Source organism: Pseudomonas sp. HMSC08G10, assembly GCF_001808425.1.
Lineage (GTDB): Bacteria > Pseudomonadota > Gammaproteobacteria > Pseudomonadales > Pseudomonadaceae > Aquipseudomonas > Aquipseudomonas guariconensis.
Window position 1 is genome coordinate 113,488 of the sequence record NZ_KV793321.1, and the last position, 19,124, is coordinate 132,611.

A 19,124-nucleotide genomic window follows, 5' to 3' on the forward strand; every position below is an offset into this window, starting at 1 on the left:
GGATGCCGATGGCCGGGGCTGCCGTCATTATCCGGTAGGCGGCCGGGGATGGAAATGCCCCGGCACTGGACCGGGGCAGAAACGCGGACGTTTACTTGATGCGCTGGCCAGGCTTGGCGCCGCTGTCAGGGCTGAGCAGGTAGATCTCTTCGCCACCCGGGCCGGCCGCCATGACCATGCCTTCGGACACGCCGAAGCGCATTTTCCGTGGCTTGAGGTTGGCGATCATCATGGTCAGACGGCCTTCGAGCTTGGCCGGGTCAGGATAGGCCGATTTGATACCGGAGAACACGTTGCGACGCTCGTCGCCAATGTCCAGGGTCAGGCGCAGGAGCTTGTCGGCCCCTTCCACGGCCTCAGCTTTGACGATCAGCGCCACGCGCAGATCGACCGCGGCAAAAGTGTCGAACTCGATTTCTGGCGACAGCGGGTCCTTGGTCAGTTCACCGTTGCCTGCCGGGACCGGGGATTGGGTGGCAGCCAGGTCTTCCTTGCTGGCGGCGACCATGGCTTCGACCTTGGCAGGCTCGATGCGGCTCATCAGCGCCTTGAATGGGTTGAGCTTGTGGTTTTCCAGGCGCGACAGGTGGTCATTCCAGGTCAGCGGCGCGACGTTGAGGAAGGCCTCGGCATCGGCAGCCAGCAGCGGCAGCACAGGCTTGAGGAAGATCACCAGTTGGCGGAACAGGTTGATCCCCTGGGCGCAGATGGCCTGGACCTCGTCCTGCTTGCCTTCCTGCTTGGCCAGGGACCAGGGGGCCTTGTCGGCAATCCAAGCGTTGGCGCGGTCGGCCAGTGCCATGATTTCACGCATGGCGCGGGAGAAATCACGATTCTCGTAAGCTTCGGCGATCGACGGCGCAGCCGCGAGGAAGGCCTCGCTCAGTTCGGGTGCGGCATCGCCGGCGACCAGGACGCCCTCGTTGCCCTTGTGCACGAAGCCTGCGCAGCGGCTGGCGATGTTGACCACTTTGCCGACCAGGTCGGAGTTGACCTTCTGCACGAAGTCGTCGAGGTTCAAGTCCAGGTCGTCGACGCCACGGCCCAGCTTGGAGGCGTAGTAGTAGCGCAGGTACTCGGGGGCCAGGTGGTCCAGGTAGGTACGCGCCTTGATGAAGGTGCCGCGCGACTTGGACATCTTCGCGCCGTTGACGGTCAGGTAACCGTGCACGTTGATGCCGGTCGGCTTGCGGAAGCCCGCGCCTTCGAGCATGGCCGGCCAGAACAGGGCGTGGAAGTTGACGATGTCCTTGCCGATGAAGTGGTACAGCTCGGCCTTGGAGTCTTCTTTCCAGAACGCGTCGAAGTCCAGTTCCGGACGACGCGCGCAGAGGTTCTTGAAACTGGCCATGTAGCCGATCGGCGCGTCCAGCCAGACGTAGAAGTACTTGCCGGGTTCGCCTGGAATCTCGAAGCCGAAGTACGGTGCATCACGGGAGATGTCCCACTCCTGAAGGCCCGAATCCAGCCACTCGGCGAGTTTGTTCGAGACCGCTTCCTGCAGGGTGCCGCTGCGGGTCCACTGCTGCAGCATGGCCTGGAAATCCGGGAGCTTGAAGAAGAAGTGCTGGGAGTCGCGCAGCTCCGGCGTGGCGCCGGAGATTGCCGATTTTGGGTTCTTCAGCTCGGTGGGTGCGTAGGTGGCGCCGCATTTTTCGCAGTTGTCGCCGTACTGGTCTTCGGCCGCGCACTTGGGGCAGGTGCCCTTGATGAAGCGGTCGGCCAGGAACATGCCCTTCTCGGGGTCGTAATACTGGGTGACCGAACGGGTGGCGATGTGGCCGGCGTCGCGCAGGCGGGTGTAGATCAGGCTCGACAGCTCGCGGTTTTCTTCGCAGTGGGTCGAGTGGAAGTTGTCGAAGTCGACCAGGAAGTCGGCGAAGTCGCTGCTGTGCTCGGCCTGGACATTGGCGATCAGCTGTTCGGGTGTGATGCCTTCCTTTTCGGCGCGCAGCATGATGGCCGAGCCGTGGGCGTCGTCGGCGCAGACATAGATGCACTGGTTGCCGCGCAGCTTCTGGAAGCGCACCCACATGTCCGTCTGGATGTACTCGAGCATATGGCCAAGGTGGATTGAACCGTTGGCATAGGGCAGGGCGCTGGTGACGAGAATCTGGCGTGGCTCGGACATGGTGGCTCGGCTACTTAATCTGGCGACAGGATGGAAAAAATAAAGATGATCGGCAACTATAAAGGGCTGACGAATATATTTCACCCCAAGGACGCATCTGCTGACGATTGACGGGTTAGCATAGGCACCTGTTCGATCTAAAGCCTGTCAATGGGAGCCTCCATGAGTGCCGTCACACGTGCCGCCGTCGAAGGCGTGCTTCGCCAGTACACCGACCCCTATCTGAATCAGGATCCGGTCAGCGCCGGTTGCGTGCGCGCTATCGATATCCAGGGCGGCCAGGTCAATGTGCAGTTGCAGTTGGGCTATGCGGCCGGGCTGTTCAAGAATGGCTGGGCGCAGGTGCTGGGCACGGCCATCGAGAACCTGGACGGCGTCACGGCCGCACAAGTGTCCGTCGAGTGCGTGGTCGTGGCGCACAAGGCCCAGGCTCAGGTCCCGGCCATGGCCAACGTCAAGAACATCATCGCCGTGGCCTCGGGCAAGGGCGGGGTGGGCAAGTCCACCACCGCTGCCAACTTGGCCCTGGCCCTGGCCCGCGAAGGCGCCCGGGTCGGCATCCTGGACGCCGATATCTATGGCCCGAGCCAAGGTGTCATGTTCGGTATCGCCGAGGGTACCCGCCCTCAGATCCGCGAGCAGAAATGGTTTGTGCCGATCAAGGCGCACGGCGTGGAAGTCATGTCGATGGCCTTCCTCACCGATGACAATACCCCGATGGTCTGGCGCGGCCCGATGGTTTCCGGCGCGCTGCTGCAACTGGTGACCCAGACTGCCTGGGATAACCTGGACTATCTGGTGATCGACATGCCGCCTGGCACCGGCGACATCCAGTTGACTCTGGCGCAGAAAGTGCCGGTGGCCGGTTCCGTGATCGTCACCACCCCGCAGGATCTGGCGCTGCTGGATGCGAAGAAAGGCGTGGAGATGTTCCGCAAGGTGAACATTCCGGTGCTGGGGGTGGTGGAAAACATGGCCGTACACATCTGCTCGAATTGCGGTCATGCCGAGCATTTGTTCGGCGAGGGGGGCGGGGAGAAGCTCGCCGCCCAGTATGGCGTCGACCTGCTGGCCTCGCTGCCACTGTCGATGTTGATCCGCGAGCAGGCCGACAATGGCAAGCCGACCGCCATTGCCGAGCCGGAAAGCCAGATCGCCATGGTCTACCAGGAACTGGCCCGCCAGGTAGGGGCGCGGATCGTGCTGCAGGAAGCTGCGGCGCCTGCGATGCCGAACATCACCATCAGCGAGGACTGATCCGCAGGGCCGACAAATTTGCTTCACGGGTAAACCCGCTCCCGCCTCTGTGGTAGCGGGTTCAATCCGCGAAGAAGCCTGCAAATTTCTGCGTCAGGCATAAAAAAACCCGCCATATGGCGGGTTTTTTTGAAGCGCGAAAGAAGGATTAACCTTCGATGCGAACTTCTTCAGCCTGCATACCTTTCTGGCCGCGGGTAGCGACGAAAGTAACAGCCTGGCCTTCTTTCAGGGTTTTGAAGCCGTCAGCCTGGATGGCCTTGAAGTGTACGAACAGATCGTCACCCGACTGAGGGGTGATGAAGCCGTAGCCCTTCTCATCGTTGAACCACTTGACGGTACCGGATTGGCGGTTGGACATGGTATGTCTCCTTGGACAAAGTAGATTTCGGCACAGGAACACCCTGGCCGGGACTGAGTGCAAAGAGAGCGGAAAATTCAGCGATGGGCCGATAGGAATCGTGCATCAAACAGAGATTCTCGGTGTCACGTGCAGCACAGTGGCGCCACCTTAACCCACTTTCCCCGACCTGCCAATGGTCAATGACGGCTTTGTCGAAAATCGGATCGGCGGCGGCTGCAGCTCCCGTCCGGCGCGGGATTGCGGGATGGAACTTTGCCGTAGCCGCCGGGACCGGTAAGATGCGCGTCTCGTTTTTCACCTAGCACTTTCAGGACACTCCCGCCATGAGCATCAAATCGGACAAGTGGATTCGCCGCATGGCGCAGGAACACGGCATGATCGAACCGTTCGTCGAGCGCCAGGTGCGCGGCGGCGAGGACAGCCGAGTCATTTCCTTCGGCGTGTCCAGCTACGGCTACGACGTGCGCTGCGCCGATGAATTCAAGGTCTTCACCAACATCAACTCGGCCACTGTCGACCCGAAGAACTTCGACGCCGGTAGCTTCGTCGACGTCAAGAGCGACGTGTGCATCATCCCTCCGAACTCCTTCGCCCTGGCCCGCACCGTCGAGTACTTCCGCATTCCGCGCAATGTGCTGACCATCTGCCTGGGCAAGAGCACTTACGCGCGTTGCGGCATCATCGTCAACGTCACGCCCCTGGAACCGGAGTGGGAGGGGCACGTGACCCTGGAGTTCTCCAATACCACCACCTTGCCAGCGAAGATCTATGCCAATGAAGGCGTGGCGCAGATGCTCTTCCTCGAATCCGATGAGGAGTGCGAAGTGTCCTACAAGGATCGCGGTGGTAAATACCAAGGGCAGCGCGGCGTCACCCTGCCACGCACCTGAGGCGACGAGCGCGGGGAATTCCTCGCCCGCCAGGCACTCCAATGGCTAGAACGATCCGGTGCGCATGACGCGCATCGGGCATCGCCGGGAGCCGCCAATGAAACTTCACCCCGCAATCAGTGCGAAGCTCGCCGTCCTGCAGCCCAACCAGATCGGGCTGCTGGCTTGGTCATTGCTGGCGCACCCTTCAACGCCCGTACAAGCCGGTGGCGTACCCCATCAGCCCGACCCCGACACACCTCAGCCCCCTGATCCTGGCGAGTCGCCACCCATGGAGCCGGGAGAGCCGACCTTGCCTGACGAACCACCTCCTTCGCCGGTGGCCTGAGGGCCAGGCAGCACGACGGGCTCAGTTGGCCAGCAGGTAACCGCTGCGACAGACCTGCTCGCCCGCCACGTGGGCGACGACCATGCCCGCTGTGGCCATGCGCCTGACGCTGCGCGCATAAAGGAGGCCAGGCTGGGTATTGCGCACCGCGGTCACCCGGTCGTTCAGCGGATCGATGACTTCCGCGATCAGCTCGCCCGCCTCCAGGTATTGGCCGGGTGTCGCGTGGAAGACCAACAGCCCGCCCAACGGCGCCACCACAGGCTCCACGGCGGCCAGCGGCGTTGCCGGGTAGGCCAATGGCGGCAGGGCGGGCGCTTCTCCCGAAATGACCCCAGCATGGGTCAGGAAATTGAGTATCCCTTGGCAATCCTGAGTGGCCAGGTCGTGGCTGACATCTGCCTGCCCGCGTAGCTCGACAGTCACAGAGAAACTGCCCAGGGGGATGGGGAACTGCTTGCCAAAACGCTGCTGCAACTGCCACCACACCAGGCTGAAGCATTCATCGAAAGACTGGCCGCCGGAGTCCGTGGCCAGCAGGCTGGCCTGCACGCCCAGATAGCGGGCCAGCGGCTCTACCTGATTCCAGGCCTCCGGTGTGGTGTACAGATGCTCCACGGCCTCGAAGTCGCAATGCAGGTCCAATACCATATCGGCATCGCACGCCAGGCGTTGCAGGGTCAGGCGCTGGGATTGCAGTGGGGTGCGCGCGGGATGCGCATCCAGGCCCCGGCGCAGATACTCGCGGATCAGCGCCAGGTTGTGCGAAGGATCATGGGTCAGATGCCCCTCGATCTGATCGCCGATACTGTCGGACAAATCAACGAAGTTGCGGTTGAAGTTTTCGCCACTCTGTAGCTCGAAGCGCCCCAAGGGGGCGTCCAGAAGCACCTGTTCCAGGCCCACGGGGTTGGCCACCGGCACGAGGATGATCTCGCGTTGCAGCCGTCCGTCCTGTTCTAGCTCCAGCAAACGTCGCTTCAGGTGCCAGGCCACCAGCATGCCGGGTAGCTCGTCGGCGTGCAGTGACGCCTGGATGTACACCTTGCCACCGCCGCGAGGGCCGAAGTGGAAGCTATGAAGCTGGCGGGCAATGCCCGGGACAGGGGACAGCAGGTCGTGGGTCGAATGATGCATGGTGGTCCTGGCTGAAGTGGCGAATACGGTCTGCGATGACAGTCGGCAGAAAGATAGAAGCATAACTTCTGCCATTGCGCAGCCTCCTTGCGCGGGTTTGCCCGCACTCAGGCAAGCAAGGCCTGCAAGGTGGCCAGGTCGTCGGCTTCTTCCACAGGTTTGTCATGGCGCCAGCGCAGCATGCGCGGAAAGCGCACCGCGATGCCGCTCTTGTGGCGTTTGGACAAGGCAATACCCTCGAAGCCCAGTTCGAACACCAGTGTCGGGGTCACACTGCGTACGGGGCCGAAGGTTTCCACCGTGGTCTTGCGGATGATGGCGTCGACCTGCCGCATTTCTGCATCGCTCAGCCCGGAATACGCCTTGGCGAAAGGCACCAGGGTGCGTCCGGGAGTCCCCGGTGGCCCGTCCCAGACGGCAAAGGTGTAATCGCTGTACAGGCTGGCACGACGGCCATGACCGCGCTGAGCGTAGATCAACACGGCATCGACGCTGAAAGGATCGATCTTCCACTTCCACCACAGGCCCATGTCTTTGGTGCGGCCGACGCCATAGAGGGCATCGCGCTGCTTGAGCATCAGACCCTCGACGCCCAGGCTGCGTGACTGCTCGCGCTGGCGGGCGAGGTCATGCCAGTCGCGGCCCTGTAGCAACGGTGACACCAGCACCGGGGCCAGCGGGTACTGCTGCGTCAGGTGTTGCAGTTGGGCCCGACGTTCATGTTGAGGCTGGTTGCGCCAATCTTCGCCCTGCCATTCGAGCAGGTCATAGGCTTGCAGCACCACCGGCGCCTCGGTGAGCAACTTCTTGCCCAGCGTCTTGCGGCCCAAGCGCTGTTGCAGCAGGGCGAAGGGTTGCACGGCGACATCGCCGGCTTGGCTGCCCGGTTTCCAGACCAGGATTTCACCATCGAGCACTACACCGTCAGGCAAAGTGGTGGACAGGCTGTGCAGTTCCGGAAAGCGCTCAGTGACCAGTTCCTCTCCCCGTGACCATATCCACAGCTGGCCATCGCGCTTGACCACCTGTGCGCGAATGCCATCCCACTTCCACTCCGCCTGCCAGGCAGACACCGGGCCGAGCAACGTCTCGAACTGCTCGACGGGAGCCTGCAGCGCGTGGGCGAGGAAGAACGGGTAGGGCTGGCCGCCGCGTTGGCGATGTTCATCGGCAGATTCGGCGGCGATCAGCTGCAGGTAGTCTTGCGCCGTCGGGCGGTGGCTGAGATCGGTATAGCCCACCAGGCGCTGCGCCACGCGTTTGGCATCCAGACCGGCGAGTTGGGCCAGGGCGCGGGTCACCAGCAGTTTGGACACCCCGACGCGGAAGCTGCCGGTGATAAGTTTCAGGCACAGCATCAGGCCGGGTCGATCCAGCTGCGACCACAAGCCCGGCAGGCGTTGACGAATGGTTTCCGGCGGTAGGCCGCGCAGGTGCAACAGGTGCTCCTCGACCCAAAAGGCCAGGCCCTCGTCATTGCCATGCGGGTTGTCCGGGAGCACTAGGGAAATAGTCTCTGCCAGGTCGCCCACAGCCTGGTAGCTCTCTTCGAACAGCCAGTCGGGCAAGTGCGAAAGTTCAAGGGTGAGCTCGCGCAGCAGGCGGGTAGGGACCATTTGCCGCGGACGGCCGCCGGCCAAGAAGTACACGGCCCAGGCTGCATCCTCGGCAGGTGCGTCTGCGAAGTAGTCGCGCAGGGCCTCGAGCTTGGCATTACTGGACGTGGTCGCGTCCAGGCGCAGATAGAGCTCGGCGAAGGTCTTCATGTGCCAGCCTCGGTGTCGGTCTCGTCCTCGTCGCCGTATTCGGTAGCGAAGGCGCGGGCATCGAGGCCCTGTTCGTTGAGGTAGCGCACCAACACATCGACCGAGCCGTGAGTGACCATCACCCGCTCGGCGCCGGTTTGCTCGATCGCCCATAGCAGCCCCGGCCAATCGGCATGGTCGGAGAGCACGAACCCGCGGTCCACGCCGCGGCGTCGTCGGGTGCCGCGCAGGCGCATCCAACCGCTGGCCAAGGCGTCACTGTAATCGCCGAAGCGCTTCATCCAACTGCTACCGGCCGCCGAAGGCGGAGCCAGCACCAGGGCCTGGCGCAGCATCGGGTCGTTGCGGGGGATGTCGCCTGCGTAGTGCGTCGGGGCCAGGTGCACGCCCGCTTCCCGATAGACGCGGTTCAGAGGTTCCATCGCGCCATGGACCAGAATTGGGCCGGCGTGCGGGTCCAAGCCGTGGAGAATCCGCTGAGCCTTGCCGAAGGCATAGCAGAACAGCACGCTGGTTTTGGCCTGTTCACGGTTGGCCCGCCACCAGGCATCGATCTGTGCCATCACCTCGGCCTGAGGTTGCCAGCGGTAGATCGGCAGGCCGAAAGTCGACTCACTGATGAAGGTATGGCAGCGCACCGGCTCGAACGCAGCGCAGGTGCCGTCCGGCTCGATCTTGTAGTCTCCCGAGGCGACCCAGACCTCGCCTTGGTATTCCAGGCGCACCTGGCCCGAGCCGAGCACATGGCCAGCGGGGTGAAAACTCAAGGTCACGCCCCGGTGTTCGAGGCGTTCGCCATAGGCAAGCGTCTGCAACTGGATGTCCGGCCCCAATCGGCTGCGCAGGATGCCTGCACCGGGGGCGGCGGTCAGGTAATGGTGATTGCCGGGCCGGGCGTGATCGCCGTGGCCGTGGGTAATCACTGCGCGGTCCACCGGGCGCCACGGGTCGATGTAGAAATCACCGGGCGGGCAATAGAGGCCTTCGGGGCGGGCGATGACGAGATCCATAGGCGTGCCGGTTGGCTAAGGGCTTGTAACCTCAGAGCACGCGAGGATCATGGAAGTTCTTGGTGAAGGAACCGCGAGCGTCCAACGGCGGACGTCGCGGTTCAAAGGGGGTGCTGGCAATCAGCGGGCAGGGACCAGGGTGAGTCGCTGCGAGCCATAGGCGCGGGAGAAGTTCTGCTGTTGCAGCGGCAGGTTCATGAAACGCACCTGGAACCAGGCGTCCAGGCCATCGCTGTAATGCCGGCTCGCGGGGTTGCCGGACTGGCCATTGCTCGTCAGCACCTGCAGCGGTTCGGCCTGCCCGAAATCGACGATCATGCGCGCCGACGCGGGCAGGTGGGTATCGAAGCTGCCACCCCAGGCATAAGGCGTCAGCGCCAGGGTGCTGAAATCGCCGCTTGCGGCCATGGGACTGCGGCTGATGGCATCACCCAGGCCATGGTAGGCCGGTGCCGGCCAGCGATACTGGTGCAGCTTGCCCCATTGCCAGGCGCGACGGTCGCTGCCCAGCTGGGCAACGCCAGCATCCACGGCCCCCGCCAGGCTACGGGCGAGAATGGCGGGCTTGTCTTCTTTTTGCGGTGTGTTGCGGTCATCCCAGAACGGGCTGTCCTCGCGGCCCAGCAAGTGGTCGGCCTGGGCCGAGTAGGAAAGCTGCGCATTGCCGATGAACGCCTGCCAGGCCGGGCTGGACTCCGGGCCCAGGTCGTCGAGGAAGGTCTGGCGAGCGACCTCCTGCAGGAACAACGCATACAACGCGGCATCGGCCGATACCGGGCTCAGGCGGCCATCGAAGGCTTTGAGCCGGGTCAGCGCCTCACGGGCTTTGTCCCGCTGGGCGGCCGGTAATGCGTCGATCGCTTGAGTGAGCGACTGGGCCATGCCGGGGGCGTCGAACATCTGCTTGAGTTTGTCTGCCAGCAGAGTGACCTGGTCGTTCTGCAGGGCCATCAGGCTACGGCTGTCGTGGCGGCCGTTGCCGGCCAGCTGGGCCAGGCGCTCGGCGCGCTCGGGGTAGTACCAGGTGTTGGACAGCTGCATCCCGTAGCCACGTGGCAGGCTGCGTTGGTTGGCATGGCCGACCCAGCCGGCGACCGGGTCCTGGTCGTAGGGGTGCAGCATCGGGTCGGCGTAGCCATCCCAGTCGTAACGGCTATCCCAGCCGGGCGAGGGCAGCAGGCCCTGGCCTTCGCGGCGGTTGGGGTAGCGGCCGCTGACCTGCCAGCCGATGTGCTGCGGTTCGGCGAAGACGAAGTTCAGGGCAGCGGCGCCGACTTCACGGGTATTGTCGAAGGCCCGCTCCACCGACGATGCGCGGGTCAGGTCGAACAGCGCGTCAAGGCTGCGGTCGCCTTTGAGTTGTGGCAGGTTCAGGGCCAGGCCCAGGCTGGCATTGGCCGGTTGGCTGAGCAGGGTGCCGTGGCGGGTGTCGTACATGACTTCACGCAGGGGACGTTGACCGCGGACGAAGAAGGTTTCGCTGCGTGCTCGGGCAGGCTGCCACTTGCCATCGGCCAAGTAGGTTACCTGGCTGCCCTGGTGACGCAGTTGCTCCAGGTACAGGTCCTGGTTGTCGGCCATCACCGCGCTGCTGCTCCAGGCCAGCTTGCCGTTGTAGCCGGCGAGGATGATGGGCAGGCCCGGCAGTGCCAGGCCTGCGACCTGATACTTGCCGGTGTGGATCTGTACCGGGGCGAGGGCCCAGGTGGCGCGGCTATCGCTGGCCAGCAGGCTCTTGCCGCTGCGGCTGCGTTGCGGCGACAGCGCCAGGTTGGCCGAGCCGGGGCTGCCCAGCAGGCCCAGATCGGCGAGCTTCTGCCCTGCTGCGCCCAGGCGCTCCAGACCTGGCAGTTGGCTCGTCAGGTTCAGGCCTTTGAGCTTGTCCAGTTCAGCCTCGGCCAGCGGTTCGTCGGGAGCACCTGGCAGCAGCCATGCAAGCTTGTCGCTGCCGACTTTCTGCGCCAGGGTCAGGGCGGTCAGTTCTTCCTGCAGGTTCACCGACTGGCTGAAGGCATACAGGCTGAAGATCAGCGCCGAGTCCTCAGGCTTCCAATACTCCGGGCGATAGCCGCTACGAGCCAGGTCCGCCGGCAACTTGTCGCGGTAACGGAACAGATAGGCGTTGACGCCGCGGGCATAGACCTCGAAGAACCGCTTCAGGCGTGGCGAGGCGTCGGCGTAAAGCTGTCCAGCGCTTTGCTTGAGGTTGGCAGCGCGCATCAGACGATCGATGTCCAAGGCGTCAGGGCCGGCCAGTTCAGCCAGGCGCCCTTGGGCCAGCAGGCGCATGGCGACCATCTGCTCGATGCGATCGCCGGCCTGCACGTAGCCCAGGCTAAACAGCGCATCATGGAAACTGCTGCTTTCGATCAGCGGTGCGCCCATGGCGTTGCGGCGTACCGAGACATTCTGCGCCAGGCCTTTGAGCGGTTGCACACCAGTGGTCGCAGGCACGCTGTCCTGGTAGCCGCCCACCTGACAGCCGGCCAGGCCGAACATGCCGAGCACGACGGCAGCGGGGCCGAACCGAAGGCGGAAGGGGGGAAGGACGGGGGCTGCCATGACAAGGCTCCTGCAGGGCGTGGCGGGATTCGGAAAGGCGCTACGTTAGTGAGCGCGCGGTCGCCATGCAAGGTGCCTGTAGGCTTTATTTTCAGGGGGCTGCCCAGTGGTTGGCCGGGCCTGAAGTTTCAAGCTTCAAGTCAAAGCAGGTCGAGGGCGAGTCTGCTTTTTCTTGTCGCTTGAAACGTGCCGCTGCCGCGGGGTCAGGCCCCGTGGCACTTCTTGAATTTCTTCTGGCTACCGCATGGGCACGGGTCGTTGCGGCCAACGTCTTTCAGAGCGTTGCGCACCGGCTCCTGATGGCCATGGTTGCAGTGCGGGCCGTGCACGTGGCCGTGGTCGTGATCATGGTGATGGTCGTGACCGTGGTTGCAGTCCGGGCCATGAACATGGGGTTGCTGGGTCATTGCAGGGTTACTCCGGTTGAAGATCGCCGGGGATTATCTCACCACTGCGCGACAAGTGCAGGTCCCGATGGATGATCAGTCCCGTGTGCAGTTCGGCTTGCAGGCGGTAGTGCAGAGGCTGCTCGCGCTTGAGCATCTTGGCCAAGGGCTTGAGCTTTTGCCACAGGTTGGTTCGGGCCGTGATCTTGAACGTGCGCTGGGCGTGGCCGCCGACGCTTCGCCACAGGCTGGCTTCATCCTGCACCAGCAGCAGGTCGTTCAGGCGTACCGAGTAGTCCAGGCTGCGGATGAACAAGCGGCTGTCGTTGGGGTTTTCGACCCGCACGTGGAGAATGAACTCCTGTTGCAGCAACCGGGCCTTGATCGTCTCGACCCGGACCAGGTGCACCTGCGGTTCACGCCATTCGTCGTCACCCCAGCTCGCACAGCCCGCCAGGAGCGTCATCAGCAATGACAGGGCAAGCAGGCGGGTCAGGGTGCTCATGGTCAGCTACCGATGTAACTGGCGCAGCATTTCTTGAACTTCTGTCCGCTGGCGCAGGGGCAAGGGTCGTTGCGTCCGGCCTTGAGTGAAACTGTCGGGTCGATGAAGTACCAACGACCACTGTTCTGAACGAAGGCAGAGCGCTCGCGGTGCTGGTGATCGCCGTGCTGGTCATGCCAGCGTGCGGTGAAGCTGACGAAGGCGTGCTCAGGCTGTCCGCCCAACACCTCGGCGCTCTCGACCTCCAGGCCAAGCCAGGTGCTCTGGGCGCTCCAGGCAGCGATCGCGGCGCGGTCCAGGCCGGCCTGCTGGGCGGGCAGGGTGGTGTCCACCAGATAGTCGACCAAGCCCAGCACATAGGCGCTGTAGCGCGAGCGCATCAGGGCCTGGGCGTCGGGCGCCGGGGTGCCGGCATGGTATCGCCCGCAACAGGCATTGAGCAGGTTGCCACTGCCGCATGGACAGACCGAGACACTCATTGAATCACCACCAGTACTTGCCGAAGTTTTCAGGGTTTGCCCAGAACTTGGCGTTGAGCCAGTCCGGGACCTGCTTGTAGTCATGTAGATCATAGGTGAACAGGCTCAATACCTGCTCGTCTCGCCGGAACTTCTCGCTGGCCGACAGCGCCAGGGCGAAGAAGTCCGTGTCCTGCCAGCCGCAGGCTTGCAGGTCGGCGAGCACTGCGACCCGGCTGGCATTGAGATTGCGGATGCCGCCGAGCAACTGAAGGCCGGTGCGCTTGGGCAGGTGCTCCAGACAATCCACCAGTACCGCCAGGTCGAAGCGCTGGGCGGCGGCCGGTGCGGGCAGCGGGCCTGGCAGGACCACTTCGATATGCACTTGCGGATGCGCCTGGGCGAAGGCTTCCAAGGCCGGGAAGCGCGTGCCCACCACCAGCAGACGCTGGGGCGTGAAGCGCTCGAGCAAAGCTGCCAGGGCCTGCTGTGGGGTGCGCTGGGAGAAACTGTCGGTCATTGCCAATCCTCGTTCAGGTCGTCCTAGCCTATCGGGCCGGGAGCGCTCGGCAAAGAGGCGTGGTGCCCTGTATGGCTTATTGCTGGCAGAGAGGAAGCGGGCGGTCTTTACTCCGAAGGATCGGTCTTATGCCGATTCCCCCTAGGAGATGCGACAAAATGAGCATAGTACGCACAGCGATACCCCTGGTCCTGCTCACCAGCGTGTTGACTGGTTGTGCAGGTTTGCAAAAAACCGATTGGCCGAAGTGTGCTGCCGTCGGGGGTGTAAGTGGCGCAGCCCTCGGCGCCATCGAGAGTTCCACTTGGGCGGGTTGGGGCGCGCTGCTTGGCGGTGGCCTGGCGGCGGGCTACTGCTGGGCCCACGGCGATGGCGACGAAGATGGCGATGGCGTACCGGACAGCCGGGACAAGTGCCCTGGCACGCCACGCGGTGTACAGGTCGATGCCAACGGCTGCCCACCGGCACCGGCGCCGGTCGAGGAGGTGGTGGTACAGAAGGAAGAAGTCATCGTCATCCGCGACGTGCACTTCGAATTCGATTCCGCCCGCCTGACTGCCACCGACAAGGAGCGACTGAACACCATTGCCACCCGGCTGAAGCAGGAAGCGCCCAGCGCCCGCCTGACCGTCACCGGACATACCGACAGTGTGGGTTCTGATACCTACAACCAGAAACTGTCCGAGCGCCGTGCGCATTCGGTCACCGACTATCTGGTCGAAAGCGGTGTGCCACGTAGCAGTTTCGTTGCGGTGGTAGGGGCCGGGGAGTCCCAGCCGGTTGCCGACAACGCGACGGCTGATGGCCGTGCCATGAACCGCCGCACCGAGATCAAGATCCAGCGCTGACGGCATGCGCCCATGCCTTGAGCAGTGGCATGGGCGCGTCTTTACTCGGGTGACCGGTAGAGACCGGTGACACAGGAGCATTGATCATGGGTGTTATGTCTAAGGCGGCGTTGCCGCTGGTGCTGGTTACAGGCCTGCTCGCCGGTTGTGCCACCCACAGCGATGGCAGCGCGCCCCTCAATCAACGGACCTGGCCCCTGTGCAGCCTGCTAGGCGGGCTGGTCGGCGGCGGCTTGGGTGCCATCGAGAATTCCAGTTGGGCTGCCGGTGCCGGAGCGCTCGGCGCCATCGCCGGTGGCTTGATCTGTTACGCCCAGGATGGCGACGAGGATGGTGATGGCGTGTTCGACCGTCGCGATCGCTGCCCTGATACCCCGGCCGGGACGTCGGTCAATCACATGGGCTGCCCGTTGCCGCAGTATCCGACAACGCCACCGGCAGGCGAAGCGCCGGTGCCTGAGGTCATTACCCTGGATGACCAGGGGCAGGTGCTGTTCGCCTTCGACTCGGCACAGTTGACCGTCGAGGCCCAGCAACGCCTGCGCGCCTTGCTCCCCCAACTGAGCGATCCGCAGGTGACCCGTATCAAGGTCATTGGCTTTACCGACAGCGTCGGCACCGATGCATACAATCAGGGCCTGTCTGAGCAGCGTGCCGGCAGTGTCGCGGAGTTCTTGATCGGTCAGGGGCTGGCAGCGGACAAGGTGACCAGCCAAGGCCGCGGCGAAAGCGAGCCTGTGGCCGACAACGACACAGAAGAAGGTCGTGCCCGTAATCGACGGGTAGAACTGCACCTGAATTGACACCTCTGGCGCCTACCCTGGCATAGGTTTACTGTTGGCTGCACGGCCTGCTCGCTCGGGCCTTGCAGCCATAACAACAAATTCAGGGGGCGGGTATGAAATTCATCCTGGGCCTGGGCAAGGCCCTGACGGTGGTGTTCTGGTGGGTGGTGCTGTTTAACCTGTTCATGCCGCAACCGCTGCCGTTCAATCTGTTGCTCAATGCCGTGGGGATCTTCCTGCTGAGCCTGCACTGCCTGGAAGTGCTGTTCTTCAATGCCAGTCTGCGCGGGCGTAGCCACCGTTGGTTCGATCGGCTGCAGATCCTGCTGACGGGCATTTTTCATGTCATGTCCATTCCCAAGCCCTTGGAGACGCCACGCCATGCGTAAGGTGATGTTGATGCTGGCGTTGACCAGTCCCATGGTCCAGGCCGAAAGCCTGGACGTCGCGGCCCATTCGATGTTGCGCCTACCGAACAAGGCGAGCAGCGTGCACCTGGAGCAATTGCAGATCGCCGATTCGGCGACATTGTTGCTGCCCGCGACGCTGACGGAGCTGAAGGTGGATCGTCTGGTGCTGGGGCGCGATGCGCGTATTGCCATTACCCCCGCCGAGGCCCCTTTGCGTATCGAGACCGGTGTTGCCGAGCTGGGTGACGGCAGCGAAATCAGTGCCACCGGCGCTGCCGGCACTTATGAACGCGCCGCCCGGCCTGGGCGGGATCTGGAACTCAGGCTGAACGGGTTGCAGGCGCAGCGGCTGTCGATCGATGCCCGAGGCGGCGCCGGTGCGCCAGGCTATGTCGGGCTCGATGGTGCCAACGGCAAAGCCGGCGGTTGTACCTGGGGCCAGGCTAGCCGCGGCGCCAATGGAGACGACGGTGGAAACGGGCATGATGGCGCTTCCGGTGGGCGCATTCGCCTGGCTGTGCCGGAGGGGTTCCCGCCGGAGCGTATCCAGGTTCGGCTCGATGGCGGTGCGCCGGGCAAGCCGGGTGCGGCGGGCAAGGCTGGCTTGGGCGGCGCCAGCAAGGGATGCCTTGTTTATCGAACCGACGCCGGTGCGGATGGGCGGCCAGGCGTGGAGGGGCAGCCCGGGTTGGCAGGAGCGGCTGGGGAGTTGGTCCTGGAGCGTTTATGAGTTGATTATTGGGCGAAGCTGATTCAGTTCGTCCCAAACACCTCCACTCGGCGTGCTGATAGGGGCCTGTTTTGGACGGTGGAGCAACCGTCAGCCATTCAAGCTGGTGCCGCTGCGCGGCCCATCGCAGGCTTCGCCAGCGCCAGGTTCTGTGCTGTGCGATAGTCCAGGCGCTACCAATGGCGACCTCAAGGCCGCGTGGAGGTTTCTGTAGGGCAGGCGCGCAATGCCCTTCGGCGTGAGCCGAAGTCGCGAGATGGAGGCTTGCACCGCTAGCCGGAGAAGCCCAAGCCCAACCTCAAACCAAAACCCGCGAACTGGCCACCACCACAACCAAAATCCCCAACAGCAAATTAACCCCGACCATTCGACGAATCTGCCCAAGCACGCCAGCCCCCGTCGCCCAGTCCTCAGCCGTCACTGCCGCCCGCAGCTGTGGCAGCAACAGCGCCTGAACCCGCATGAACAACGCAAACATGGCAATCCCACCCCCAATCATCACCTGGATGTAGCGCGGTGCGGTCTCGAAGCCATTGAAGCGCAGGTGCAACATCCCGATACCGCTTATCGCAAGAATGACCACTGCCAGCCAGACCCATCGGAAGAACCGTCGGAAAACTTCCACCCACAACTTCAGTCGTGCAGGCCCTTCGAGGGCTGAAACCGCCGCTGGCCGCAGTACCAGCCAGGCGAAGAACATACCGCCGACCCAAACCAGGGCCGCGAGGACATGCAATGTGTAGGGCAGGGCAAAGGCAAGCATCCGGATCTCCATGCGGCATAAAGGGCAATAGCGGGGTATGATAGCCGGCCCATGCGAAACACTGAAAATTTATCCAGCCCTCCGGGCGCCTGCAGACCATGATCAGCAACGAACTCAAAGCCACCATCCAGGGCGCCTACTCGCGTTTTCTCGAAGCCAAGAGCCTAAAGCCCCGCTACGGCCAGCGCCTGATGATCGCCGAAGTGGCCAAGGTGCTCGGCGACATCGCCTGTGACGATGAAGGACGCCGTGCAGGCGAGCCCGCCGTGGTCGCGGTCGAGGCCGGTACCGGTACCGGCAAGACGGTCGCCTACAGCCTGGCCGCCATTCCCGCCGCCAAGGCTGCCGGCAAGCGGTTGGTGATCGCCACAGCAACCGTCGCCCTGCAAGAGCAGATCGTCTTCAAGGATCTGCCCGACCTGATGCGCAGCAGCGGGCTCAACTTCAGTTTCGCCCTGGCCAAGGGCCGGGGCCGCTATCTGTGCCTGTCCAAGCTCGACATCCTGTTGCAGGAGGGGCATGCCCAATCGGCCACGGCGCAGCTGTTCGAGGAAGAGGGCTTCCGCATCGAGGTCGATGAAAAGAGCCAGAAGCTGTTCAACAGCATGATCGAGCGGCTCGCCGGCAACCGCTGGGACGGCGACCGCGACAGCTGGCCCGAGGCACTCGAGGACCAGGACTGGGCCCGTCTGACCACCGACCACAGCCAATGCACGGGGCGCCACTGCCCGAACTTCCAGCAGTGCGTGTTCTACAAGGCCCGTGAGGGTATGGGCAAGGTCGATGTGATCGTCACCAACCATGATATGGTCCTGGCCGATCTGGCCCTGGGCGGCGGTGCCGTATTGCCCGATCCGCGCGATACCATTTACGTCTTTGACGAAGGCCATCACCTGCCGGACAAGGCCATTGGCCACTTCGCCCATTACTCGCGGCTGCGCTCGACCGCGGATTGGCTGGAACAGACCGCCAAGAACCTCACCAAGCTCCTGGCTCAGCATCCTTTGCCGGGTGACCTGGGCAAGCTGATCGAACAAGTGCCGGAACTGGCGCGGGAAGTGCGTACCCAGCAACAGTTCATGTTCACCCTGTGCGAGCAGGTCGCGGATTTCCGTCCCGGTGAAGACATGGAAGGCCGGGAGCGTCCACGCTACCGCTTCGAGGGCGGTGTGGTGCCGGAGCAGATTCGCGAGGTTGGGATCGAGCTGAAGAAAGGCTTCGCCCGTCTCAATGATGTGTTCACCCGGCTGGCCGACCTGCTCAAGGAAGGCATGGACGGTGAGGTCAACATCGGTATCGCCAGTCATCAGGCCGAGGAATGGTACCCGCTGTTCGGCAGCCTGGTGACCCGTGCCCAGGGCAACTGGGAGCTATGGACCGCCTTTACCGCCGAGGACCCCGAAGACAGCCCGCCCATGGCGCGTTGGCTCACACTTGCCGAAAGTGGTGCGCTGTTCGACATCGAGGTCAACGCCAGCCCCATTCTGGCTGCTGAAATGCTGCGTCGCAGCCTGTGGAACGTCGCTCATGGCGCCTTGGTGACCTCCGCGACCCTCACTGCCCTGGGCAAATTCGATCGATTCCGCATGCGCTCGGGGCTGCCACGCGATGCGGTCACCTGTGTCGTACCCAGTCCGTTCGTGCACGGCGATGCAGGCCTGTTGCGGGTCCCTGACCTGGGAGCCGACCCGCGCGACGTGCCGGGACACACGGCAGCCATCATCCGCGAACTGCCGGGCATGCTCGAGGAGGCCCGTGGCGCGTTGGTGCTGTTCTCGTCGCGCAAGCAAATGCAAGACGTGTTCGATGGCCTGGATCGAGACTGGCGCAAGCTGGTGCTCATCCAGGGCAACCTGTCCAAGCAGGAAACTCTGAACAAGCACAAGGCGCGCGTAGATGACGGCCAGCACAGTGTGCTTTTCGGCCTGGCGAGCTTTGCCGAGGGTGTCGACCTGCCCGGCGCTTACTGCGAACACGTGGTCATCGCCAAAATCCCCTTCGCCGTACCGGACGATCCGGTCGAAGCGGCCCTAGCCGAGTGGATCGAAGCCCGTGGTGGCAACCCCTTCATGGAGATCGCCGTCCCCGACGCCTCGCTGCGCTTGATCCAGGCCTGCGGGCGCCTGCTGCGTACCGAGCAGGACCGCGGCGTGATCACGTTGCTCGATCGTCGCCTGGTCACCCAGCGCTATGGCAAGGCTATCCTCAATGCGCTGCCGCCGTTCCGGCGGGAAATTTCCTGACGGTCGCGGCTCGGCTGCGACCTGCTGTTCA

19 protein-coding genes are annotated in these 19,124 nt (G+C 63.6%); 8 read left to right on the forward strand and 11 right to left on the reverse strand.

What is annotated here, in order from left to right:
* Nucleotides 1-91: 91 nt before the first annotated feature.
* Nucleotides 92-2,131 (reverse strand): methionine--tRNA ligase, encoded by a 2,040-nt coding sequence (gene metG, locus HMPREF3173_RS17725; RefSeq protein WP_070575042.1) that lies wholly within the window; start codon nt 2,129-2,131, stop codon nt 92-94.
* A 162-nt stretch (nt 2,132-2,293) separates the two neighbouring features.
* On the opposite strand from metG, the gene apbC reads away from it, so the two are divergent.
* A complete protein-coding gene (apbC, locus tag HMPREF3173_RS17730) occupies nt 2,294-3,388 on the forward strand; it encodes an iron-sulfur cluster carrier protein ApbC (RefSeq protein WP_043213071.1) in 1,095 nt (364 codons plus the stop codon).
* A 148-nt stretch (nt 3,389-3,536) separates the two neighbouring features.
* Here the strand turns inward: apbC and HMPREF3173_RS17735 are convergent, their stop codons facing one another.
* The gene (locus HMPREF3173_RS17735; protein WP_043213073.1) at nt 3,537-3,749 is read right to left on the reverse strand and encodes a cold-shock protein; all 213 of its coding nucleotides are present in this window, start codon (nt 3,747-3,749) and stop codon (nt 3,537-3,539) included.
* A gap of 326 nt (nt 3,750-4,075) precedes the next feature.
* Between HMPREF3173_RS17735 and dcd the strand changes: the two genes are divergently transcribed.
* A complete protein-coding gene (gene dcd, locus HMPREF3173_RS17740; RefSeq protein ID WP_043213075.1) occupies nt 4,076-4,642 on the forward strand; it encodes a dCTP deaminase in 567 nt (188 codons plus the stop codon).
* 97 nt (nt 4,643-4,739) lie between these two features.
* Nucleotides 4,740-4,970: a hypothetical protein gene (locus tag HMPREF3173_RS24090; protein WP_080642124.1), complete on the forward strand. Its 231-nt coding sequence runs from the start codon at nt 4,740-4,742 to the stop codon at nt 4,968-4,970.
* 21 nt (nt 4,971-4,991) lie between these two features.
* Here HMPREF3173_RS24090 and HMPREF3173_RS17745 read toward each other — a convergent pair whose 3' ends face one another.
* The 8 genes from HMPREF3173_RS17745 to HMPREF3173_RS17780 all read right to left on the reverse strand — a co-directional run bounded on the left by HMPREF3173_RS17745 (nt 4,992) and on the right by HMPREF3173_RS17780 (nt 13,314).
* On the reverse strand, nt 4,992-6,107 hold the full coding sequence (locus HMPREF3173_RS17745) for a succinylglutamate desuccinylase/aspartoacylase family protein (protein ID WP_070575045.1): 1,116 nt from the start codon (nt 6,105-6,107) through the stop codon (nt 4,992-4,994).
* A 107-nt stretch (nt 6,108-6,214) separates the two neighbouring features.
* Nucleotides 6,215-7,873, reverse strand: coding sequence for an ATP-dependent DNA ligase (locus HMPREF3173_RS17750; protein WP_070575047.1), 1,659 nt, complete (start codon nt 7,871-7,873; stop codon nt 6,215-6,217).
* Complete coding sequence (locus HMPREF3173_RS17755) at nt 7,870-8,883, reverse strand: ligase-associated DNA damage response exonuclease (RefSeq protein WP_070575049.1); 1,014 nt, start codon at nt 8,881-8,883, stop codon at nt 7,870-7,872. Before HMPREF3173_RS17755 ends, HMPREF3173_RS17750 begins: the two co-directional genes overlap by 4 nt.
* A 120-nt stretch (nt 8,884-9,003) precedes the next feature.
* A complete protein-coding gene (locus HMPREF3173_RS17760; protein ID WP_070575052.1) occupies nt 9,004-11,445 on the reverse strand; it encodes a penicillin acylase family protein in 2,442 nt (813 codons plus the stop codon).
* A 203-nt stretch (nt 11,446-11,648) separates the two neighbouring features.
* Nucleotides 11,649-11,852, reverse strand: coding sequence for an SEC-C metal-binding domain-containing protein (locus HMPREF3173_RS17765; protein WP_011532538.1), 204 nt, complete (start codon nt 11,850-11,852; stop codon nt 11,649-11,651).
* 7 nt (nt 11,853-11,859) lie between these two features.
* Entirely contained in the window at nt 11,860-12,336 is a 477-nt protein-coding gene (locus HMPREF3173_RS17770) for an LEA/WHy family protein (RefSeq protein WP_070575055.1), read from the reverse strand.
* Between the two features lie 2 nt (nt 12,337-12,338).
* A complete protein-coding gene (locus HMPREF3173_RS17775; RefSeq protein ID WP_070575058.1) occupies nt 12,339-12,815 on the reverse strand; it encodes a YchJ family protein in 477 nt (158 codons plus the stop codon).
* A 4-nt stretch (nt 12,816-12,819) separates the two neighbouring features.
* The gene (locus HMPREF3173_RS17780) at nt 12,820-13,314 is read right to left on the reverse strand and encodes a DUF6231 family protein (RefSeq protein ID WP_070575061.1); all 495 of its coding nucleotides are present in this window, start codon (nt 13,312-13,314) and stop codon (nt 12,820-12,822) included.
* Nucleotides 13,315-13,472: 158 nt separating this feature from the next.
* Here HMPREF3173_RS17780 and HMPREF3173_RS17785 point away from each other — a divergent pair, with 158 nt between their 5' ends.
* From HMPREF3173_RS17785 to HMPREF3173_RS17800, 4 genes are all read left to right on the forward strand, one after another.
* The gene (locus tag HMPREF3173_RS17785) at nt 13,473-14,162 is read left to right on the forward strand and encodes a PA1041 family peptidoglycan-binding anchor lipoprotein (protein ID WP_043213095.1); all 690 of its coding nucleotides are present in this window, start codon (nt 13,473-13,475) and stop codon (nt 14,160-14,162) included.
* A gap of 86 nt (nt 14,163-14,248) precedes the next feature.
* Entirely contained in the window at nt 14,249-14,965 is a 717-nt protein-coding gene (locus HMPREF3173_RS17790) for a PA1041 family peptidoglycan-binding anchor lipoprotein (protein WP_070575064.1), read from the forward strand.
* 95 nt (nt 14,966-15,060) lie between these two features.
* Nucleotides 15,061-15,336 (forward strand): DUF1145 domain-containing protein, encoded by a 276-nt coding sequence (locus tag HMPREF3173_RS17795; RefSeq protein ID WP_070575067.1) that lies wholly within the window; start codon nt 15,061-15,063, stop codon nt 15,334-15,336.
* A complete protein-coding gene (locus tag HMPREF3173_RS17800; RefSeq protein WP_070575070.1) occupies nt 15,329-16,087 on the forward strand; it encodes a hypothetical protein in 759 nt (252 codons plus the stop codon). Before HMPREF3173_RS17795 ends, HMPREF3173_RS17800 begins: the two co-directional genes overlap by 8 nt.
* Nucleotides 16,088-16,385: 298 nt before the next feature.
* Here the strand turns inward: HMPREF3173_RS17800 and HMPREF3173_RS17805 are convergent, their stop codons facing one another.
* Complete coding sequence (locus tag HMPREF3173_RS17805; protein ID WP_043213103.1) at nt 16,386-16,850, reverse strand: CopD family protein; 465 nt, start codon at nt 16,848-16,850, stop codon at nt 16,386-16,388.
* Between the two features lie 98 nt (nt 16,851-16,948).
* Here HMPREF3173_RS17805 and dinG point away from each other — a divergent pair, with 98 nt between their 5' ends.
* A complete protein-coding gene (gene dinG, locus HMPREF3173_RS17810) occupies nt 16,949-19,093 on the forward strand; it encodes an ATP-dependent DNA helicase DinG (protein WP_070575073.1) in 2,145 nt (714 codons plus the stop codon).
* The last annotated feature ends 31 nt before the right edge of the window (nt 19,094-19,124 follow it).

What these genes read in the sequence shown, in the direction of transcription:
- metG (WP_070575042.1), bottom strand. Translation starts at nt 2,131, where the DNA reads ATGTCCGAGCCACGCCAGATTCTCGTCACCAGCGCCCTGCCCTATGCC.
- apbC (WP_043213071.1), top strand. Translation starts at nt 2,294, where the DNA reads ATGAGTGCCGTCACACGTGCCGCCGTCGAAGGCGTGCTTCGCCAGTAC.
- HMPREF3173_RS17735 (WP_043213073.1), bottom strand. Translation starts at nt 3,749, where the DNA reads ATGTCCAACCGCCAATCCGGTACCGTCAAGTGGTTCAACGATGAGAAG.
- dcd (WP_043213075.1), top strand. Translation starts at nt 4,076, where the DNA reads ATGAGCATCAAATCGGACAAGTGGATTCGCCGCATGGCGCAGGAACAC.
- HMPREF3173_RS24090 (WP_080642124.1), top strand. Translation starts at nt 4,740, where the DNA reads ATGAAACTTCACCCCGCAATCAGTGCGAAGCTCGCCGTCCTGCAGCCC.
- HMPREF3173_RS17745 (WP_070575045.1), bottom strand. Translation starts at nt 6,107, where the DNA reads ATGCATCATTCGACCCACGACCTGCTGTCCCCTGTCCCGGGCATTGCC.
- HMPREF3173_RS17750 (WP_070575047.1), bottom strand. Translation starts at nt 7,873, where the DNA reads ATGAAGACCTTCGCCGAGCTCTATCTGCGCCTGGACGCGACCACGTCC.
- HMPREF3173_RS17755 (WP_070575049.1), bottom strand. Translation starts at nt 8,883, where the DNA reads ATGGATCTCGTCATCGCCCGCCCCGAAGGCCTCTATTGCCCGCCCGGT.
- HMPREF3173_RS17760 (WP_070575052.1), bottom strand. Translation starts at nt 11,445, where the DNA reads ATGGCAGCCCCCGTCCTTCCCCCCTTCCGCCTTCGGTTCGGCCCCGCT.
- HMPREF3173_RS17765 (WP_011532538.1), bottom strand. Translation starts at nt 11,852, where the DNA reads ATGACCCAGCAACCCCATGTTCATGGCCCGGACTGCAACCACGGTCAC.
- HMPREF3173_RS17770 (WP_070575055.1), bottom strand. Translation starts at nt 12,336, where the DNA reads ATGAGCACCCTGACCCGCCTGCTTGCCCTGTCATTGCTGATGACGCTC.
- HMPREF3173_RS17775 (WP_070575058.1), bottom strand. Translation starts at nt 12,815, where the DNA reads ATGAGTGTCTCGGTCTGTCCATGCGGCAGTGGCAACCTGCTCAATGCC.
- HMPREF3173_RS17780 (WP_070575061.1), bottom strand. Translation starts at nt 13,314, where the DNA reads ATGACCGACAGTTTCTCCCAGCGCACCCCACAGCAGGCCCTGGCAGCT.
- HMPREF3173_RS17785 (WP_043213095.1), top strand. Translation starts at nt 13,473, where the DNA reads ATGAGCATAGTACGCACAGCGATACCCCTGGTCCTGCTCACCAGCGTG.
- HMPREF3173_RS17790 (WP_070575064.1), top strand. Translation starts at nt 14,249, where the DNA reads ATGGGTGTTATGTCTAAGGCGGCGTTGCCGCTGGTGCTGGTTACAGGC.
- HMPREF3173_RS17795 (WP_070575067.1), top strand. Translation starts at nt 15,061, where the DNA reads ATGAAATTCATCCTGGGCCTGGGCAAGGCCCTGACGGTGGTGTTCTGG.
- HMPREF3173_RS17800 (WP_070575070.1), top strand. Translation starts at nt 15,329, where the DNA reads ATGCGTAAGGTGATGTTGATGCTGGCGTTGACCAGTCCCATGGTCCAG.
- HMPREF3173_RS17805 (WP_043213103.1), bottom strand. Translation starts at nt 16,850, where the DNA reads ATGCTTGCCTTTGCCCTGCCCTACACATTGCATGTCCTCGCGGCCCTG.
- dinG (WP_070575073.1), top strand. Translation starts at nt 16,949, where the DNA reads ATGATCAGCAACGAACTCAAAGCCACCATCCAGGGCGCCTACTCGCGT.